This window comes from Mesorhizobium sp. M1329 (assembly GCF_040318035.1).
Taxonomy (GTDB): domain Bacteria; phylum Pseudomonadota; class Alphaproteobacteria; order Rhizobiales; family Rhizobiaceae; genus Mesorhizobium.
The window spans coordinates 71,297-90,751 of sequence record NZ_JAMYLN010000004.1 but is presented as its reverse complement, the minus strand read 5'-3'; the positions used below and the strand labels follow the sequence as shown (position 1 = coordinate 90,751).

General features: G+C 61.1%; 17 protein-coding genes and 1 pseudogene. 16 read left to right on the top strand and 2 right to left on the bottom strand.

What is annotated here, in order from left to right:
- Positions 1-405: 405 nt before the first annotated feature.
- From NKH21_RS05345 to NKH21_RS05300, 10 genes and pseudogenes are all read left to right on the top strand, one after another.
- Positions 406-678, top strand: coding sequence for a helix-turn-helix domain-containing protein (locus NKH21_RS05345; RefSeq protein ID WP_352863373.1), 273 nt, complete (start codon positions 406-408; stop codon positions 676-678).
- A gap of 115 nt (positions 679-793) precedes the next feature.
- Positions 794-1,561 (top strand): annotated as a pseudogene (locus NKH21_RS05340) (YoaK family protein); the annotation flags it as partial.
- A 375-nt stretch (positions 1,562-1,936) separates the two neighbouring features.
- A complete protein-coding gene (locus NKH21_RS05335) occupies positions 1,937-2,251 on the top strand; it encodes a helix-turn-helix domain-containing protein (RefSeq protein WP_023675522.1) in 315 nt (104 codons plus the stop codon).
- Positions 2,248-4,269 carry a hydrogenase 4 subunit B gene (gene hyfB / locus NKH21_RS05330; RefSeq protein ID WP_502911850.1) on the top strand — a complete coding sequence of 674 codons (2,022 nt, stop codon included), beginning with the start codon at positions 2,248-2,250 and terminating at the stop codon, positions 4,267-4,269. Before NKH21_RS05335 ends, hyfB begins: the two co-directional genes overlap by 4 nt.
- On the top strand, positions 4,260-5,216 hold the full coding sequence (locus NKH21_RS05325) for a respiratory chain complex I subunit 1 family protein (protein ID WP_352488879.1): 957 nt from the start codon (positions 4,260-4,262) through the stop codon (positions 5,214-5,216). Before hyfB ends, NKH21_RS05325 begins: the two co-directional genes overlap by 10 nt.
- The gene (locus tag NKH21_RS05320) at positions 5,216-5,878 is read left to right on the top strand and encodes a hydrogenase-4 component E (protein WP_352488877.1); all 663 of its coding nucleotides are present in this window, start codon (positions 5,216-5,218) and stop codon (positions 5,876-5,878) included. Before NKH21_RS05325 ends, NKH21_RS05320 begins: the two co-directional genes overlap by 1 nt.
- Complete coding sequence (locus NKH21_RS05315; protein WP_352863370.1) at positions 5,875-7,326, top strand: hydrogenase 4 subunit F; 1,452 nt, start codon at positions 5,875-5,877, stop codon at positions 7,324-7,326. Before NKH21_RS05320 ends, NKH21_RS05315 begins: the two co-directional genes overlap by 4 nt.
- Before the next feature lie 18 nt (positions 7,327-7,344).
- Positions 7,345-8,862, top strand: coding sequence for a hydrogenase large subunit (locus NKH21_RS05310; RefSeq protein WP_352863368.1), 1,518 nt, complete (start codon positions 7,345-7,347; stop codon positions 8,860-8,862).
- A gap of 12 nt (positions 8,863-8,874) precedes the next feature.
- Positions 8,875-9,414, top strand: coding sequence for an NADH-quinone oxidoreductase subunit B family protein (locus NKH21_RS05305; protein ID WP_352863366.1), 540 nt, complete (start codon positions 8,875-8,877; stop codon positions 9,412-9,414).
- 339 nt (positions 9,415-9,753) lie between these two features.
- Positions 9,754-10,011, top strand: coding sequence for a hypothetical protein (locus tag NKH21_RS05300; RefSeq protein ID WP_352863364.1), 258 nt, complete (start codon positions 9,754-9,756; stop codon positions 10,009-10,011).
- Between the two features lie 281 nt (positions 10,012-10,292).
- On the opposite strand, the gene NKH21_RS05295 is transcribed toward NKH21_RS05300, so the two are convergent.
- Positions 10,293-11,642: a PQQ-dependent sugar dehydrogenase gene (locus NKH21_RS05295; RefSeq protein ID WP_352863362.1), complete on the bottom strand. Its 1,350-nt coding sequence runs from the start codon at positions 11,640-11,642 to the stop codon at positions 10,293-10,295.
- A gap of 356 nt (positions 11,643-11,998) precedes the next feature.
- On the opposite strand from NKH21_RS05295, the gene NKH21_RS05290 reads away from it, so the two are divergent.
- The gene (locus tag NKH21_RS05290) at positions 11,999-12,958 is read left to right on the top strand and encodes a DMT family transporter (RefSeq protein ID WP_352863568.1); all 960 of its coding nucleotides are present in this window, start codon (positions 11,999-12,001) and stop codon (positions 12,956-12,958) included.
- Between the two features lie 68 nt (positions 12,959-13,026).
- Here NKH21_RS05290 and NKH21_RS05285 read toward each other — a convergent pair whose 3' ends face one another.
- Positions 13,027-14,223, bottom strand: coding sequence for an ROK family transcriptional regulator (locus NKH21_RS05285; protein ID WP_352863360.1), 1,197 nt, complete (start codon positions 14,221-14,223; stop codon positions 13,027-13,029).
- A gap of 143 nt (positions 14,224-14,366) precedes the next feature.
- Between NKH21_RS05285 and NKH21_RS05280 the strand changes: the two genes are divergently transcribed.
- From NKH21_RS05280 to NKH21_RS05260, 5 genes are read left to right on the top strand one after another with little or no spacing between them, the layout of a single operon-like run.
- Complete coding sequence (locus NKH21_RS05280) at positions 14,367-15,632, top strand: ABC transporter substrate-binding protein (protein WP_352863358.1); 1,266 nt, start codon at positions 14,367-14,369, stop codon at positions 15,630-15,632.
- A gap of 57 nt (positions 15,633-15,689) precedes the next feature.
- Positions 15,690-16,628 carry a carbohydrate ABC transporter permease gene (locus tag NKH21_RS05275; RefSeq protein WP_352863356.1) on the top strand — a complete coding sequence of 313 codons (939 nt, stop codon included), beginning with the start codon at positions 15,690-15,692 and terminating at the stop codon, positions 16,626-16,628.
- Positions 16,621-17,523 carry a carbohydrate ABC transporter permease gene (locus NKH21_RS05270; protein ID WP_352664524.1) on the top strand — a complete coding sequence of 301 codons (903 nt, stop codon included), beginning with the start codon at positions 16,621-16,623 and terminating at the stop codon, positions 17,521-17,523. Before NKH21_RS05275 ends, NKH21_RS05270 begins: the two co-directional genes overlap by 8 nt.
- Before the next feature lie 10 nt (positions 17,524-17,533).
- A complete protein-coding gene (locus NKH21_RS05265; protein ID WP_352863354.1) occupies positions 17,534-18,631 on the top strand; it encodes an ABC transporter ATP-binding protein in 1,098 nt (365 codons plus the stop codon).
- A gap of 3 nt (positions 18,632-18,634) precedes the next feature.
- Complete coding sequence (locus NKH21_RS05260; RefSeq protein WP_352863352.1) at positions 18,635-19,408, top strand: SDR family NAD(P)-dependent oxidoreductase; 774 nt, start codon at positions 18,635-18,637, stop codon at positions 19,406-19,408.
- Positions 19,409-19,455 lie beyond the last annotated feature (47 nt).

Here is a 19,455-nt window from a genome sequence, read left to right as displayed (position 1 = left end):
CGGGCTCGTTTCGCTAGCCGCTGCAGCGAAGTCGGAACTGGCAGCTCGATGAGTGGGGGGAAAGGTGGTAGCGCTCTCCCGCTACCAAATTCCTTCATGATTTCGCTTCCTGCCTTTGTGCATTCAGCCCGTTGAGGAGATCGGCGAGTTCCTCGGCATCGTGCTGGTTCATTCCAACGATGGTTCGGCTGCCCATCCCGGGGGGCCGCCCGGTACGAGCATCCTTGACGGTCCAGGTGCCGGTCGGATCCTGAAAGGTCTGTAGCGTTGAGTCATGCGGACACGATAATCGCCAAGGTTCTCTCTGCGAAGGGCAGATCATTATTTTTCGCTTTGTATTGATGTCTGATACGTCAATGATACTATCGCGAGTATCACTTCTCATATTCAGACACTGACACCTCGATGATCACTGCTTCCCAGCTTCGTACCGCCCGCGCCCTTCTCAACATCGACCAGAAAACCCCGGCGGAAATGGCAGGCCTCTCGCTGCCCACGATCCATCGAATGGAAGCCAGCCAAGGCAATGTGCGGGGCGTTGTCGATAGTTTGATGAAAGTGATCAACGCGCTGAACCGCGCCGGTGTCGACCTTCTCAGCGAACATATGCGTAGCGACGATGGCGGCCGTGGCGTCAGGTTCCGGCATCCAGATACGCTGTTGGGCATGCCAGACTAGATCATACAAAGCACGCCCTCGGCGCCACGCATTCACCGTCCTTCGTCTTCCCTTTCTTCCCGAAACACCCAATGAGCCTCTCCCGGCATGTCAGCTTGCGGTCCCGCTTTTCCGCATGGAAAGGCAAGGTTCGCTCATGATCCTGTATCTGCGCCGGCTGACCGGAAAAGAGCGTAGCGAAAGAGCCGACCGGCACCTCGCTCGCTTTCTGACGTTCATCGCAGGAGCCGCCAATGCTGGCGGCTTTCTGGCGGTCCAACAGTATACATCCCACATGTCAGGCATCGTTTCGTCGATGGCTGATCACCTGGCACTCGGCAATGTCGAACTGGCGCTTTCCGGATTGGGGGCCTTGTTGTCGTTTGTCGCAGGCGCCGCCTGCTCAGCGGTGCTGGTCAACTGGGGAAGGCGGCAGGGTCTGCAGGGCGAGTACGCGTTCCCGCTTGTCCTGGAGGCGGTTCTGCTGATCTGCTTCGGTCTGCTCGGCAGCCATCTTGCGCGTCATGAAGCCCTGTTTGTGCCGATGACGGTGATGCTGCTTTGCTTCATCATGGGCTTGCAGAACGCCATCATCACCAAGCTGTCGGAAGCCAGAATCCGGACAACGCATGTCACTGGCCTGGTGACTGACATGGGCATCGAGCTCGGCAAGCTGCTTTATTGGAACATCTCGGGGAGTGACTCGGACGAACTGTTCGTGAAGGCAGATCGAAGAAAGCTGAGGCTGCTGGCGTCGCTTGTGGCATTGTTCTTTCTGGGCGGCGTCATCGGCGCTGTGGGTTTCAAGCATGTCGGCTTCGCGGCGACATTGTTTCTCGCGGCCATTCTCCTCGTGCTGGCCTCCATGCCAGTCCTGGAGGACGTCTCCGTTCGCATGAGGCGGCTTTGGCAGTAGCGCTACAGAGCTTTGCCGCATGCCAGATTTGGCAGCACATTCGCGAAGGCGCGGTTCCTAGATTTCGGCAGCTATCTGTTGGGCTGATCCTGAAGCACGATGAGACCGGCCCCAACGGCAAGAGCCGGCCGAGATAAGGCCCATTTCCAGCCCCATCACGCGCAATCCGAGATGGCTGGCGACAACACTGGCCGTGACGGGACTGGTCGCATGCTTGGTTCGAGGCGCAGGACGTATCGCCCGGTTTTCTACAACTTCAAGACAGATGCGTCACGCATCATTAATTGAATACGCCGCATTTTAATATATGCTGCAAGGCGTAGAGATAATATCTCAAAGCTGATCAAAAAGGGGGATGCGACCGTGATAACTGCTCCACAGTTGCGTGCCGCGAGGGCACTCCTTGGCATCGACCAGCGCAGGCTTGCCGAATTGTCCGGTCTTTCCGTGCCGACAATTCAACGCATGGAAGCCAGCGAGTCGATTATTCGGGGTAACGTCGATTCTCTCATGAAGCTGATCGGGGCACTTGACCTCGCCGGCGTGGAATTGATCGCTGAAGGCGCCTCCAGCCAAATCGGCGGGCGCGGCGTGCGACTGAAAGCGGATTTTGACCCCGCCAAGATTCTGGGCGGGGTCGATACGGATGCCAAACTCCCCGTGAGGAGCGTGGCGTGATTTCGGGGGCCGCAGTCCTCCTGTGGGGCGTTGCTGCGCTCCTGGGGACTGCGGTGCTTGCGATTGCGGAAAGCCGCAGATCGGACTCGGGAACACGCCTGATCTACGGCTTGACGCTAGGTATATCGGCGGCTGTGCTCATGGTTCTGGCGAGCCGCATCGCCGACAATCCCGTCACCCCGTCGACTGTGGTGTTGCCTCTTGGATTGCCATGGATTGGCGCTCATTTCCGTTTGGATGCGCTCTCGACTTTCTTCCTCATCGTCGTCAACTTCGGCGGCTCCATGGCCAGTCTTTATGGCCTCGGCTATGGCAGGCATGAGTCTGCGCCGCATCGGGTGCTGCCGTTCTTCCCGGCTTTCCTAGCCGGAATGAACCTTGTCGTGATGGCCGACGACGCCTTCACTTTCCTGCTTTCCTGGGAATTCATGTCGCTCGCCTCCTGGGCGCTCGTCATGGCGCACCATCGCGAGCAGGACAATGCGCGGGCGGGCTACATCTATCTCGTGATGGCGAGCTTCGGCACACTCGCGCTGCTGCTTGCGTTCGGCCTGCTCGCCGGCTCCGATGGAACCTATACATTCGACGCGATGCGAGCCGCCGACCCCACCCCGTTCGCCGCTGCTTTCGTCTTGGTTCTCATGCTGCTGGGTGCCGGCTCCAAGGCTGGACTCGTCCCGCTGCACGTTTGGCTACCACTCGCTCATCCGGCTGCGCCAAGCCACGTCTCGGCTCTCATGAGCGGCGTGATGACCAAGGTCGCAGTCTATGGCTTCATACGCGTTATTTTCGATCTGCTCGGTGAGCGGGCATGGTGGTCGGGCGTTGCCGTGCTTTTTCTTGGCGGCCTGACGGCGGTTCTCGGCATCCTCTACGCGCTGATGGAAAAGGACCTGAAGCGACTGCTCGCCTATAGCACCATTGAAAACATCGGCGTCATCTTCGTAAGCCTTGGTCTCGCGCTCGCGTTCAAGGCGAACGCCATGCCATCGGCTGCAGCGCTGGCGCTCACCGCCGCGCTGTTCCACGTCCTCAATCATTCCTTTTTCAAGAGCCTGCTGTTTTTCGGCGCGGGCGCCGTGCTGACGGCAACCGGAGAGCGGGATATGGAGAAGCTGGGCGGTCTCATCCATCGCATGCCCTTTACAAGTTTTGCCTTTCTCGTCGGTTGCGTCGCGATCTCGGCACTTCCACCCTTCAACGGCTTTGTCTCCGAATGGCTGGCCTTTCAGGCCATATTGCAGAGCCCCGATCTGCCACAATGGGGACTGAAGGTCATGGTGCCCGCCGTTGGCGGTCTGCTGGCGCTGTCAGCGGCACTGGCCGCGGCCTGCTTTGTAAAGGCGTTCGGGATTACATTCCTCGGCCGGCCACGCTCGGCCGCGGTGGAACTGGCGCATGAGGTCGACCGCCACTCGCTGGCGGCAATGTTCGTTCTCGCTGCCCTTTGTCTCCTGGCCGGCATTCTGCCCGGTCTTGTGATAGACGGCCTATCATCGGTGACACTGCCACTGATCGGCAGCCGGATGCCTGTGCAGATGGCGCAGCCCTGGCTGTCTATCGTGCCGATTGCAGCGAGCCGCAGTTCCTACAACGGCCTGTTGGTGTTCCTGTTCATCGCCTTTTCCGCATCCGCTGCGGCATATGTGATCCATCGCTTTGCATCACATGCACTCCGTCGGGGTCCCGCCTGGGGTTGTGGCTTCCCGGATGTGGTCCCAAGCTCGCAGTACACGGCCGTCAGCTTCGCGCAGCCTATCCGCCGCGTCTTCGGCACGTTTGTATTCCGTGCAAGGGAAACCGTCGAAATGCCGGCACCTGGCGAGACCGGTCCGGCTCGTCTGAATGTCGAAATGCATGATGTGATCTGGGAGACGCTGTACCTGCCTATCGGCCGGGCCCTCGACTTTGCGACCGACCACCTCAACCATCTGCAGTTCCTGACGATCAGGCGCTACCTGACCCTCGTCTTTCTCTTTCTCATTGTCCTGCTCCTGGTGCTCGCACTATGGCCGTGACTCTCGAGTTGGCCGTTCAAGGCGCGCAGATGGCGCTGGTGCTTTTGCTGGCGCCGCTCCTGACCGGATTCGTGCGCAAGGTGAAGGCACGGCTCTTGCGCCGCCAGGGTCCTTCCCTGATCCAACCTTACCGCGATCTCTTGCGGCTGATGCGCAAGGAAGTCGTTCTGGCGGACAACGCATCCTGGCTGTTTCGCGTGACGCCCTATCTGATCTTTGCCACCACCTGGGTCGGCGCGGCGCTCATCCCGACATTCGCCGCCGGCCTTACATTCAGTTGGACCGCCGATCTCATAGCCATTGTCGCACTGCTGGGAAGCGCCCGGTTCTTCCTGGCGCTGGCAGGCATGGACGTCGGCACGAGCTTTGGCGGCATCGGCTCGAGCCGCGAGGTGATGATCGCTTCGCTGGCCGAACCCGCCATGCTGCTCATCGTGTTCAGCCTGGCACTCGTCGCGGGTGCTACGCAACTCTCGACGGTCGCCGCCTTCATGGGGTCACCGGAGGTTGGCCTGCGGGTGTCGCTCGGGATGTCGCTTATCGCCCTCGTGATGGTGGCGATCGCCGAAAACGCCCGCATACCCGTGGACAACCCATCGACCCATCTGGAACTCACCATGGTTCATGAGGCGATGGTGCTGGAATATTCCGGTCGCCATCTGGCGATGATCGAGTTTGCCGCCTTCCTCAAGCTTCTGCTCTATGTGTCGCTGATTTCCTGCGTCTTCCTACCTTGGGGACTGGCGAGCGCCGGGGCAGGACTGGAATCCCTTGCTCCGGGTGTCGTCGCCTATGTCGGCAAGCTTGCCGTCTGTGGCGTTCTCCTCGCTGTGTTTGAGACTGCCATCGCCAAGATGCGCGTCTTCCGCGTCCCGGATTTCCTCGGGGCAGCGCTGATGCTGGCCCTGCTCGGCACGCTCCTGCTGTTCGTCTCGCGGAGCCTCTGATGAACGGCCTCACCTTCGACATCGCTCACCTGCTCGCCGGCGGCCTGGTGCTGGTCAGTTTCATGATGCTGTATCAGGATCGCCTCTTTGCGCTGATCAACGTTTTTGCGCTTCATGCAATCGTGCTGGCCCTGTCGGTAGCTTGGCAGGCATATATCCAGGACGCGCATCATCTCTACGTCACGGCGGCGATCGCCCTCGTCTTCAAGGCGATCGTCATTCCTGTCGGGCTTCATCGCATCATTCAGCGGCTCGGCATCCATCGTGACGTCGAGACCGCCGTCGGCATCGGTACGACCATGCTTGCGGGGATAGGCCTGGTGGCCCTGTCCATGGTCCTCATGCTGCGCGTCACTCCCGAGGCTGATCCCCTCGCCCGCGAGGACCTGGCTTTCGCGTTGTCCATCATTTTGCTGGGGCTGCTGGTGATGGTCACCCGCCGCAACGCCGTCAGCCAAGTTGTCGGATTCATGTCGCTCGAGAACGGTCTGGTCCTCGCCGCCACTGGGGCCAAGGGCATGCCCCTGGTCGTCGAGATCAGTGTCGCCTTCTCGATCCTTATTGCCTTCATCGTCATCGGAGTCTTCCTGTTCCGCATCCGCGAGAGGTTCGACTCGGTGGATGTCGGCGCGCTCGACGACTACAGGGGAGAACACCGTTGACCGCGTTTTCCCTCGATGCGGTGGCCGCCATTTTGCTGATACCGGTCTTCGCGGCCGCACTCCTGGCGGTGCTGCCGAAATACCGCATATCGGCGGGCGTCAATGTCGCTGCGAGCTTGCTGACTTTGCTCGCCGCACTGTCGCTTCTTGTCACCGACCGCCCGCAGCCCGGGCAGTATCTGCTCGTCGACGATCTCAATATCGTCTTCATCGTGCTCAACACATTCGTCGGCTTCACCACCAGCGTCTTCAGCGCTTCCTACATTGCCCACGAACTGGAGAGCGGGCGGCTGACAGTCCCGAACTTGCGGTTTTATCACGCAATGTACCAGGTCATGATGTTCGGCATGAACCTGGCGTTCGTGTCGAACAATATTGGCTTGATGTGGGTGGCGGTGGAGCTTGCCACGCTGACCACCGTGCTCATGGTCGGCATCTACCGCACGCACGAAGCGCTGGAGGCCGCCTGGAAATATTTCATTCTGGGCAGCGTCGGCATCGCGCTCGCACTGTTCGGCACCATCCTCGTCTACATGGCTGCACAGCCGGTTGTTGGCGAGGGGACGAATGCGATGGTCTGGACGGTGCTCATCGCTCACGCCGCGCGCTTCGATCCGGCTCTGCTCAATGTCGCCTTCATCTTTCTGCTGCTCGGCTACGGGACGAAGGTCGGCCTTGCGCCCTTGCATGCCTGGCTGCCAGACGCGCATGCTGAGGGTCCGACGCCGATTTCCGCAGTGCTGTCGGGCTTGCTGTTAAACGTCGCGCTCTATGCCGTGCTGCGCTTCAAGCTGTTGCTCGCGGCAAGCCCGGAAGCGATCGCACCTGGGCCATTGATGATCACGATGGGACTGACGTCGCTTGTTTTCGCGGCCTTCATGCTCTACCGCCGCCGCGACATCAAACGCTTGTTCGCGTACTCCTCGATCGAGCACATGGGCATCATCGTGTTCGCTTTCGGCATAGGAGGCCCGCTCGCCAATTTTGCCGGCCTGCTGCACATGGTCATGCACAGCCTGACCAAGTCGGCGATCTTTTTCACGGTCGGCCACATTGCCCAAGTCAAGGGGACACAGAACATCGCCGAAATCCGGGGACTGACGGAAACGCATCCTGCGCTTGGCTGGGCGCTCGTCATCGGCGTCGTTGCCATTGCCGGCCTCCCCCCGCTCGGCATCTTCATGAGCGAATTCCTGGTCGTGAGTTCGACATTTGCAAGACACCCCCTTTTGGCGATGCCGTTGGTTTTCGGGATTCTGCTCGCTTTCGGCGCCCTGCTGCTTCGACTGACCGGCGTCGCTTTCGGCGAACCGCGCGGCAGCACGGCACCCGCTGAGGCGTCCTACATTCCGATGTATTCCCACTTGGCGTTGGTGTTTGCCGCCGGCGTCTATCTGCCGCCACCGCTGGTCACATGGTTCCAGCACGTCGCAAGTATCCTGGGGTGAGCAGAGGAGAGAAAGAGCATGCCCGCGCTGATCGATCTCATCCTTGCTGGCCAACGTGTCGAAAATCATTTCCCGTGGTCGCGCGCCGTGGTGACTCCGAAAAAATGGGGCTTTGCCGTCGAGCAATTGGCCGACGGCCACTGGAGCTTGCTCGGCCTATGGGGTGAGCCAGGTGCCGTCCACATGGCACTTCTCGATGAAGGCGCCGGGGACATCGGCGTCGTCAGCCTGGAATGCCCCAGTGGCCGCTACCCATCGGTCGGCCGGCTGCATCCGCCCGCATTGCGGCTCGAACGCGCGGCTGCTGACCTGTTCGGGCTCCTGCCACAAGGCGCGCCTGATACGAGACGGTGGCTTGATCATGGCCATTGGGGTGTCAGCTATCCGTTGAGTACCCGCGTCCGGACGTCTGCTGCGACAGCCTCCCCCTACCCTTTCCTGCCTGCCGAGGGGGAGAGCCTGCATCAGATCCCGGTCGGACCCGTGCATGCCGGCATCATCGAGCCAGGCCATTTTCGATTTACAGCGAGCGGCGAAACGGTCGTCCGGCTGGAGGAGCGCCTCGGCTACGCGCACAAGGGTATAGAAGGCCTGATGGCGGGGTCCGACATCGACCGTGCAGCCAAACTGGCGGGCAGAACTTCCGGCGACAGTACCGTGGCATACTCCCTCGCTTTTGCCCGCGCGGTCGAAGCGGCGCTGGGTGTCGAGGTTCCCCCACCCGCGGTCTGGCTGCGAGCGCTCATGGCCGAATTGGAGCGCCTGGCCAATCATCTGGGCGACATCGGCGCTATCTGCAATGATGCCGCCTTCGCGCTCATGCATGCCCACTGTGGTGTGCTGCGTGAGCGCGTATTGCGGGCAAGCGATGCTGCCTTCGGTCATCGTTTGATGCGCGACCGCATCGTGCCCGGAGGCGTGGCAAGCTTCCTAACCGATGATGGCACTACAGCGCTCAGGTCCCTGATCGCAGAGATCAGGCAGCGGTTTCCCGCGCTGGTCGAGCTCTACGATAACACGGCGTCGCTACAGGATCGGACAGTCGCAACTGGCCGGCTGAAGGTGGATCTCGCCCGACAGTATCGCGCCGGCGGGTATGTTGGCCGGGCCTCCGGTCGGGACTTCGATGCCCGCCGCAATGTCGCCTATCCACCCTATGACGAGCTCGCTTTCGATGTGCCTCTACTCCAAGAAGGCGACGTGAACGCCCGTGTCTGGATTCGTATCCACGAGGTCGAACAGAGCCTGTCCCTGATCGAACAAGTCCTGCAACAACTGCCAGACGGACCGATCCGTGTCGATTTCGCGCAGACAGACCAACCGCATGAAGGCATGGCGCTGGTCGAAGGTTTCCGCGGCGACATTCTGGCCTGGCTGCGCATTGGCAAGGGCGGCTTGGTCGAGCGCTGTCACCTCCGTGATCCGTCATGGTTTCAATGGCCACTCCTTGAAGCGGCGATCGAAGGAACCATCGTTGCCGACTTTCCGCTGTGCAACAAATCGTTCAACTGCTCTTATTCGGGCCATGATCTCTGAAGGCACGCTGTCATGCGCAAGCTTCTTTTTGAAAGCCTGATACGCCCCCCTCTCACCGAGCGTCCGCCGTCGGCAAGCAGCACGGCGGTCGACGAACTCGCACGTGCGCTCGATGGGGCTGCTCACAAACGATTGGGGCGAAGCCTGTCGATCCGGGCGGTCGATGCCGGTTCCTGCAACGGCTGCGAACTTGAGATGCACGCGCTGAACAACGCCTTCTATGACATCGAGCGTTTTGGGATCCGGTTCGTCGCATCACCCCGCCATGCCGATGTACTGCTCGTCACCGGGCCGGTCACAAAAAACATGCGCGAGGCATTGAAGCGGACCTACGACGCAACACCCAACCCAAAATGGGTGGTCGCACTCGGAGATTGCGCAGGTAATGGCGGCTGTTTCGCCGGTAGCTATGCCGTGGTGCGCGGAGTGTCCGAGGTCTTGCCTGTCGATCTGCACATTCCAGGTTGTCCGCCGCCGCCAATCGAAATTCTGAAAGGCCTGCTCGCCTTGCTAGAGGGCGTGAATTCCAAGACTGGTGCTGCTCGAAGGTGACTGTGCAGAGGCTTTGCCAGGGTTGGCCTTGTCGCTGCATAGATCCAACCAATGCGTAGCCGTGAGTTTAAGGGCATCAGCCAACCTCTGTCCCAAAATCGGAAGGCGCTCGGCGGCGAGAACGGCTAAAACGCCTGCTTTTTCGCCGGCAGCCCAGCCGCTTTCCGTCGAAGGGTGAACCCCGTTCCCTAGTCCGAAATGGTTACTTGCGCTGTAGCTAATGTAGTTACAATCTTGTGCCGTCGAAAGCCGGATGGGCCGGCCAGGCGCGAGTACCGTCTTCGCCGGCGTCTCAAGGCAGTCGACCACACGTTTGCGGTGCTCTAAGGGGGAAAATCAATGAGATTGACGATTGTTTGCGCGGCAATTGTGATTGCCCTATCCACCGCCGCCGTTGCGCACGAGAAAAAGAGGGTGGTCAGTACAGCAGTAACGTCGGCCTGCACCGACCTGTCGGGCAGCACGATCAAGAAAAAGAGGGAAACAAAGGTGGATTGCAGTTCAACCGGAACTGTCTCCAGCGCGATTTCGAAAGACAAATCGAAGCCGCGCCTGGGCTATGAAACGGTTAATCCTGCAATCATATCGATCTATTAGCTGAGGAAACCGCAGGCAGGTCTATCGACGCTCAGGCTTTGGAGCAAGGCAGGGACTGACTCGCGGCCATTGCCGCGAAATCAACCGTTGGTCGCTTGGTGGCGTCGCTCGGCCTCATTGCACAGCCATGCGCAAAATAGACCTCTCCGCAACGGCCGACATGCGGCAGGCGCGATGTTGTCATCTGGCATATGCATCGAAATCGCAGCCGAATGAAGCCATACCGGGCGTGGCGCCGTAGCCGAAGGCTGGTGAGGTCGGAATCAGAAAGACACCTGCGCTCAACGGCCATTCGCCCGGCGGACCCGCCAGATGACGTTACCGACGTCATCGGCGACGAGCAGTGCGCCAGTCTGATCGATAGCAACGCCGACCGGACGGCCCATCGCCTCGCCATTACGCCCGATGAAGCCAGTGAGCACATCTTTCGGAGGACCGCTCGGTTTGCCACCATGGAACGGCACGAAGATCACCATGTAGCCGCTGTGCACGCTTCTATTCCACGAGCCGTGCTGGCCGACGAAGGCGCCGTTGCCGTAGGCCGGACCGAGCCGGGCGCCTTTGGAGAAGGTCAGTCCCAGCGAGGCGGTATGAGAGCCCAGGGCGTAATCGGGCTTGATCGCCGTCGCCACGAGATCGGGGCGGTGCGGCTTGGCACGTTCGTCGACGTTCTGTCCGTAGTAGCTGTAGGGCCAGCCGTAGAAAGCGCCGTCACGAACCGAGGTCATGTAATCCGGCACGAGGTCGTCGCCGATCTCGTCACGCTCGTTCACGGCGACCCAAAGCTGGCCAGTTTCAGGATTCCAGGAGAGCCCGTTCGGGTTGCGCAGGCCCGAGGCGAAGACCCGAGTGCGGCGGGTCGACCGATCCACTTCAAGGACAGCGGCGCGGTTCTTCTCCGCGGCTATGCCGTTTTCTCCAACGTTGCTGTTGGAACCAACGGTGACATAGAGCTTGCGTCCATCCGGAGTTGCGATCACGTCCTTGGTCCAATGATGGTTGAGGTCCCCGGCCGGCAAGTCAATGATCTTTTCCGGCGGCGTGCTGATTCTGGTCTGGCCATTGGAGTAGGGGAATGCGACGAGCGCGTCGGTATTCGCGACAAAGAGCTTGCCTTTGGACAGCGTCATGCCGAAGGGCGAATTGAGGCCTTCCGCGAATGTCGTGCGCACATCCGCAATGCCATCGCCATCGGTGTCGCGCAGGAGCGTGATGCGGTTGGCGCTTTTGGTCGCGGCGCCAGCCCGCATCATCGCCAGGTCCATGAAGACCTTTCTAAGACTAAAGCCTTCGTCATGCTTGGCAGGGGCATTGGTTTCAGCAACCAGCACGTCGCCGTTCGGAAGCACATGTAGCCAGCGCGGATGGTCGAGGCCGGTGGCAAAGGCGTTCACTGTCAGCCCCTTCGCCGGGGTCGGCATACCGCCTTTCTGCCAGCCTTTCGCCTCGGCGATGTTAACAGTCGGGATCAGCGTCGGTCTTGGTTTCGGTAAAGTGGGGTTGGGGCCATAGCCAGTTATTGCCCCCGTTTTTTGCGCCGTTCCGGATTTTTGCGCCGGAATGCCAGCGCAGCTTGCCATGACGGTGCCCAGCACCGCTACGAGTACGCTTCCTCGGAAGCCGGCATGCATCGGACGTCCTCCGCATGGATCTGTGTCGCGCTCTTTGTGCAAACGCAAGTCAGTGGCTTATTCTTCCAATTGCTTCGAAACAGCGGCGCTCGTGATCCGAGGGCCAGGAATTCGCGACAGATCTGCGCTCTAAGAAATATGGCGCGCGAAGATTGCGGCAACCGCGCGAAATCGATACGGCTTGCGCCTTTCGGTGTCGAGTTGCTCATGGGCCAACATGCGTTCGAATGGAACGAGACCATGAACGGCGGGACCCATAATGACCCGCCGATTGCACCAGCTGGTCAAACAGCTGTTGTTGCTGCTTAGCAAGACGCTGCAAATCTGCTAAAAGTCTGCGGTGGGAGGAAACGGACATCCAATCGCTGCCGATTGCACATCCAAGTGTAGCGAAGGCGATACCCGGCGCATCACTTCCGCTCGCCTATTCCCTCGCGACGCTCTGCTGGCTCCTGTCGGCCGGCGTCTATATCGCCGCCAAGTGGGTTGCCCCCGAGATGCCGCCCTGGGCGCTCTGCTTCTGGCGGCTGACGCTTGCCTGCGCGATCCTGCTGCCTATCGTCCATCGTCATCACGGGGCTATGCTCGTGCTGATCCAATCCCGGGTGATCGAGGTGCTGGTCATCGGTGCCATCGGGCTGACCTTGTGTCAGGGCATGATCTACACGGGCCTCAACTACACCAACGCGACAACCGCCGGCATCATCATGGCGCTGTCGCCGATCATGACCATGGTGCTTGCCCGCTTCGTGCTCGGCGAGCCCCTCGGTGTCTGGAAAGCGCTTGGAGCGCTGGTCGCTCTGGCCGGGATGGTGGTGATCGTGGCGCGCGGCGACCTTGCTGCGCTGACGCAGCTGCAGTTCAATCCCGGCGAGTTGTGGATCGTCGGCAGCGCGTTTTGCTGGGGCCTCTACACCGTGCTGCTGCGTCGCGCCAAATTCGCTATCGAGCTTCTGCCGATGGTGGTCCTGCTGCTGGGAGCCGGCGCGCTGGCCGCACTGCCTTTCTATCTCTGGGAACTGTTTTCCGGGGATCGTTCGGCGCTGCATGCGAACGGCCTTCTGGCTCTCGCCTATGTTGCCGGCCCAGGCGGCGCTCTGATGTACTATCTCTACAACCGTAGCGTCGAGACGCTTGGTGCGGGGCGCGCCAGCATGCTGCTCTATCTCCAGACCGCCTTCGTCGCCGTTCTCGCTTATCTGTTCCTTGGCGAAAGCTTGCAAGACTACGATCTCGCCGGTGCCGCCCTCATCGTCGCCGGCCTGCTGCTCGCCACCGCGATCAAGCCGAGGCAGCGCACGGTCCGTGTCGCGTAGTGAACCTCAGCTCCGCTGGAGCGGCGAGCAGCTCGCAAAATCAGGGCACCGCTCGAAGCGGGGCCGTATCATCGCAGTCGGCTGTTGTGGCGCAGCACGAGGCCGACCGCGCCGAGCAATGCATCGTTCTCCGTGTGCTTGCCAACGATTATCCGTGTGCGCAGCGCGGGTGCCACATCGCGGGACTTAATGAGCGTGTGGCGTTCATATGACGCGATCAGCGGCGCCAGGAGAATGTCGCCCGCCAAGGCCATGCGGCCGCCGATGATGATGAGCGGCGGATTGAGCACCGAACCGATCAAGCCAAGGCCACGACCGGCGAACTCGGCGGTGTCCTCGATCATCCGCAGCGCCCTCACGTCGCCCTTCTCGGCCATCATGATCACGTCGTCCATCGTGACCGGCCGCCGCACGATGCGCGAAATCTGCTCGAGCGGTTGGGCAAAGCTGGCATAGAGCTCCAGGCATCCTCGATTGCCGCACCGGCAAAGGTCGCCACCGGGATCGATGCTGATGTGCCCGAATTCGCCGGCGCCGCCGGCGATGCCGCTCACCAGCCGGCCGTGCTGGACAATGGCCCCGCCGACGCCCAGATCGACCTTGAACAGCACGAAATCGTCCTGGCCGACGGCCGCACCCCACATCAGCTCGGCAATGGCCGAGCAGTTGCTCTCATTGTCGGCGAAGATCGGCTGTTCGAGGACCGGCCCGAACACATCGCGGATGTTGACCCCGGCCCAGGTCGGAACGATACTCGCGCGCAGCACCACTCCTTCGCGGCTGACTGGGCCCGAGACGGAGACCCCAACCCCCAGGAGCCCCGCCATCGGCAGACCGTTCTCTTCGTAGCATCGGGCAATTACTGACTTGGCAAGCTGGGCCGCCTGTTGCGGCTGGTAGTCCAGACCCATGGGGATAGTTTGTTCAGCAACGAAAGAATGCGAGACGTCGGCGACGACACACCGCATTTCGTCGAGGCCCAGATGGATGCCGACGCAGGTGCCCACAGCGGGATTGAGCGTCAATGTCGTGGCAGGCCTGCCGATACCCCTGGCCGCGTCATGATGGGCCGAGGATTCGATCACCATCCCCGACTTTCTCAAGCCATTGAGCGCGGTTGAAACCGTCGACCGCGCCAAGCCGGTAATGCGGGTAATTTGCGACGCAGAAAGCACGCCGCGCTCACGCAGGCATCGGACGATCAAGCTCTCCGGCGACGCGGACGGCTTGTCGATCAGCCAATTTCTAAGCGAAGGTTTGTTCATCATGAGCACAAAGCACGTTGACTGATAGCCCAAATATGCCATCTTGGAAAGAACGGAGATTACTGCATCTCACCGGCCACGACCTCAAATCGCGGGCCATAAGCGGTCGATACGAACCGTGCATCACATATGGGAGTGAAACGATGAAATACCTGAGGACGGCCTTTGCGGCCGCTACCGCCTTCACCTTGGTCAGCGGAACAGCCCTCGCGGAGCCCAAGACCAATCTCTTGCATCAATGGGCCACCGGATCGGACGCCCAGGCTATCGCCAAGCTCGGCGAGATGTTTACCGCCAAGGGTGGTACCTGGCAGCAGACCTCCATCGCAGGCCATACGGCCAATACCCTGGCCAAACTGCGTGCCGATGTGATCGCCGGCAACGCACCTCCCGCTGTGCAGCTCAAAGGCCCCGAGATCGCCGAATGGAACGAGACGGGCATGACAGCCAATCTCGACGACCTGGCGAAGGCGGAAAATTGGGAGAAGGTCGTCGCTCCCGAATTACTGCCGGTGATGAAGCCGACCGGGAATTGGGTGGCCGCGCCGATGAACATCCACCGCATCAACTGGCTGTGGGCATCGCCGAAGGTCATGAAGGACGCGGGCGTCACCCAGATGCCGAAGACATGGGCGGAATTCAACGCCGCCTGCGACAAGATCGTGGCCAGCGGCAAGATCTGCATTTCGCACTCGACCGCCGACTGGACCGACTCGACCGTCTTCGAAGTGGTCGTGTATGGTCAGGACCTCGATCTCTACAGGAAAGCTTTCGTCGAGGGCGACGTCGATGCCATGCGCAGCGATGGCATGGTCAAGGCCTTCGAGCAGTTCCGCACCATGACCTCGAAGTACATGGACCCCGGCATGAACGGGCGTGACTGGGATACCATGTCGCATCTCGTCGGCCGCGGCGAGGCCGCCTTCCACATCATGGGCGACTGGACGATCGGCCTGCTGACGGCCGGCGGCTTCAAGGAGGGCACCGACTATGTCTGCGCCCAGGCGCCGACCGATTGGGGCAAGCCGGGTTTCATCTTGAATTCAGACTCGGTCGTGTTCTTCAAACAGAAGGACCCGGACTATATCGAGGGACAGAAGCTGCTTGCCAGCATCATCCTGTCGCCCGAATTCCAGACCATTTTCAATCAGACCAAAGGGTCCATTCCGGCCCGCCTCGACGTCGATCTTTCGAACGGCTTCAATCCCTGCCAGCAACTCTCGCAAAAGGATCTGCAAGCCTCGATCGCCGCCGGCACGCTCGTGCGTTCGATGGCGCACAACATGACGGTTCCGCAAAAGGTCCGCGGCGCAATAATGGATAGCATCACGGAGTTTGTAGCAACGCCGGATATGAGTGCGCAGGACGCGGCCAACGCGATGGCGGATGCGGCCGAAGCGCAGAAATGACGCTGCCGATGATGGCCGGGGGCGAAGCTCCCGGCCAGACCTCGCCGGAGCAGCCCGATGTCCACCCATGATCTGATTGTACCAGCTGCAGCTGCCGCGGCCCGACCGTGGCGCGAGCGCCTGGGCACGATGGTGCCCATTCTGGTGCTGGCGCCGTCGATAGCTGCGAGTTTCATCTATGTTTTCGTCTTCACGCTCTGGACGCTCTACATCTCGCTGTCCGATTCGTCGCTATTGCCGACATATGGGTTCGTCGGCCTGGACAATTACGCTTCGCTCTGGGCAAACCGGCGCTGGAACATCGCCTATACGAATCTCTTCCTGTTCAGCGGCTTCTATATCGTTGGCTCGATGGCCGTTGGCCTGCTGCTCGCGATCGCAATCGACCAGCGCGTCCGCGGCGAGGCGGTTTGGCGCACCATCTTCCTCTATCCGTTGGCGGTGTCCTTCATCGTCACCGGTACGGTGTGGAGCTGGCTGTATAACCCTGTCGACGGCATCCAGGCCTTCGTTCGAGGGCTTGGCTGGACCGACTTCAGCTTCGCCCTGACGGCCAACCGCAACACTGCGATCTATGCGGTGATCATAACCGGTATCTGGCAGTCGTCCGGCTTCGCAATGGCGCTCTTCCTGGCCGGCTTGCGGTCCGTCGATCCGGACCTCGTCAAAGCCGCGCAAATCGACGGCGCGTCGATTTTCCGGACCTATCGGAGGGTCATCCTGCCAACCATCGCCCCGATATTCCTGGCGGTGGCGGTCATTCAGATACAATTCGCCATAAAGACCTTCGACCTGGTTGCGGCGTTGACGCGAGGCGGGCCAGGTGTGTCCACCACCTTCCCCGCCATCTATGTCTACGACCTGATGTTCCAGCGCGGCCAAATCGGCGAAGGTGCCGCCGCGGCGATGATGATGCTCGCGGCGGTCGCGGTGGTGCTGGTGCCGTACTCCTTGTGGATCGTCTGGCGCCGGCAGGCGGAGGGCCGCAATGGCTGAAATTTCCCCCAATGCCCGTTTTGATCCGGAAGAAGCCGCCGCCACGCGCCGGCATTTCTGGAGCCGCTTCCTTGTCTATGCCGTGCTGACGCTTTTCGCGGTCGTCTATCTCGTGCCATTGCTGGTGGTGATCTTCAACTCATTGCGCGAGCAGTCGGAGATTGCCCGCAACGGCCTCATCTCCGTACCGCGCAGCTTCCGGTTCGATGCGTGGGCGCAGGCCTGGGGATCCTACTGCGTCAGCGGTACCTGCGAGGGGATGAAGCGCAATTTTTTCAACTCGCTGGCGATGACGATCCCCGCCACCATCATCTCGACCATTCTCGGCGCCATGAACGGCTACATCCTCTCCAAATGGCGCTTCAGGGGCTCTGAACTGATCTTCAATCTGATGCTGCTCGGCGTATTCATGCCCGGCCAGATTTCGCTGATGCCGTGGGCATTCCTGCTCGGCAAGCTCGGCCTGACCAATTCCACATATGGGCTGGTGCTGATCCACGTCGTCCAGGGCATCTCGTTCACCACCCTGTTCTGCCGCAATTTCTACGTCAGCATACCGGACGACCTGATCAAGGCGGCACGCATCGACGGCGCCGGCTTCTGGCGGATCTTCCGCAAGATCATCCTGCCCCTGTCGCCACCCATTCTGATCGTCACCGTCATCTGGCAGTTCACCGGCATCTGGAACGAGTATTTGTTCGGCGTCGTCTTCACATCTGGCCAGCAGCAGCCGATCACGGCGGCGTTGGTAGCACTCACGGCCGGCGGCACGACCGCGCGTGCTTATGATGTGATGAGCGCAGCCGTGCTGATCGGCGCGCTGCCTCCGCTGCTGATCTATCTGTTCGGTGGAAAATACTTCGTGCGCGGCCTCACCCAGGGCGCCATCAAATGAAGCGTCGCCCATGTCCGCGTTGATGATCCGCAACCTTCACAAGAGCTACGGCTCGCTCGAGATTCTTGCCGGCATCAATCTCGAGGCTAAGACCGGAGAATTCGTCGCCCTTGTCGGCCCGTCAGGCTGCGGCAAGTCAACCTTGCTCGCCATGATCGCCGGCCTGGAAACGGTCACGTCGGGAGAGATCTGGATCGGCGACCGGCTGGTGAACTCGGTGCAACCCAAGGACCGGGACATTGCGATGGTGTTCCAGTCATACGCCCTCTATCCCACGATGACGGTGCGCCAGAACATCACCTTCGGCATGGAAAGCCGCGGCGTGCCAAAAGCGGCGCAAGCGGAAGCTGTCCAGCGGGTTGCCGCACTCTTGCAGATCGAACAGCTGCTTAAACGCAAGCCCGGCCAGCTCTCGGGCGGCCAGCGGCAGCGCGTTGCGATGGGGCGTGCCCTCGTCCGCGACCCGAAGCTGTTTTTGTTCGACGAGCCCCTGTCCAACCTCGACGCCAAGCTGCGCGTCGATATGCGTGCCGAAATCAAGAAGCTCCACCATCGCGTCGGCAAGACCACGGTGTACGTCACCCACGATCAGGTCGAGGCGATGACGCTTGCATCCCGCATTGCGGTGATGAACCAGGGCTCGGTACAGCAGTTCGACACGCCGAAGCGGATCTACGACCGGCCGACGAACATGTTCGTTGCCGGTTTCATGGGATCGCCGGCGATGAATTTCATCCCCGCCCGGCTTACGGGCTCGACCAGCATCTCGGTACGCGCCGCTGACGGCAGCGATGCCAGCCTCGCCCTTGCCGCGCCGATGCCCGCCAGTGCGCCAAAGGACGTCGTGCTCGGTATCCGGCCGGAACACATCTACCGTTTCACGACCGACCTGAAGTCACGCAAACCGGCTGTGGCGTCCATGCAGGCGCCGGTCGAACTGGTCGAGCCGACCGGGGCCGAGACGCTTGCCGTGCTCAGGCTGGGCGACCTGGAGATCACCGGCCGTTTCGAGCCGGACGACGCTCCCGTCATGGGCGAGACGATAACGCTGGGCATCGACATGTCGCGCGCCTGCCTGTTCGATCCAACAACCAAGGCGCTTCTGTAATCGATGTCCGTACAATTCGCGACTTATCCGAGCTTGACCGATCGGGTCGTGCTAATCTCCGGCGGCGCCTCCGGCATCGGCGCCGATATGGTCCGCGCCTTCGCTTCGAATGGCGCCCGGGTGGCCTTTCTCGATGTGCAGGATGAGCCAGCGGAGGCGTTGGTGCGCGAGCTCGGTGGTGCCGCCGGGCAGGCTCCCTTATACCTCCATTGCGATGTGACCTACGTCGATGCGCTGAAGGCGTCGGTAGAAAGCGTGCGCGCGCGGCTTGGTCCGATTGCGGTCCTGGTGAATAACGCCGCCAATGATCAGCGCCATCCCATCGACGGGGTAACGGCCGAATACTGGGACCGCAGCTTCGACGTCAATCTGAGGCATCACTTCTTCGCCGCTCAAGCTGTGCATCCGCACATGAAGGAACTCGGCTTCGGCTCGATCGTAAACTTCTCTTCCATCGCCTGGCGGTTCGGAGCGGATCAGATGGTGGCCTATGCCACCGCAAAGGGGGCCGTGGTGGCGCTAACGCGTGCGTTGGCGCGGTCGTTCGGACCCGACAACATCCGCGTCAATGCAGTCGAACCCGGCGCCGTGATGACCGAGCGGCAGCGCGAGCTGTGGTTCAAGACGCAGGAGGCAGTCGACCAGACGGTGCAGCGGCAATTGATCCGCCGCGTCCTGCTGGGCGAGGAGATTGCACGCACCGTGCTCTTCCTGGCAGCAGACGACAGCCGCATGATCACCAAGCAGTCCATCACCGTCGATGCCGGTCTGCGCTAGTGATGCCTCTCCGCTCTCAATTGGAATCTCAATTGGAACCGCCAAGC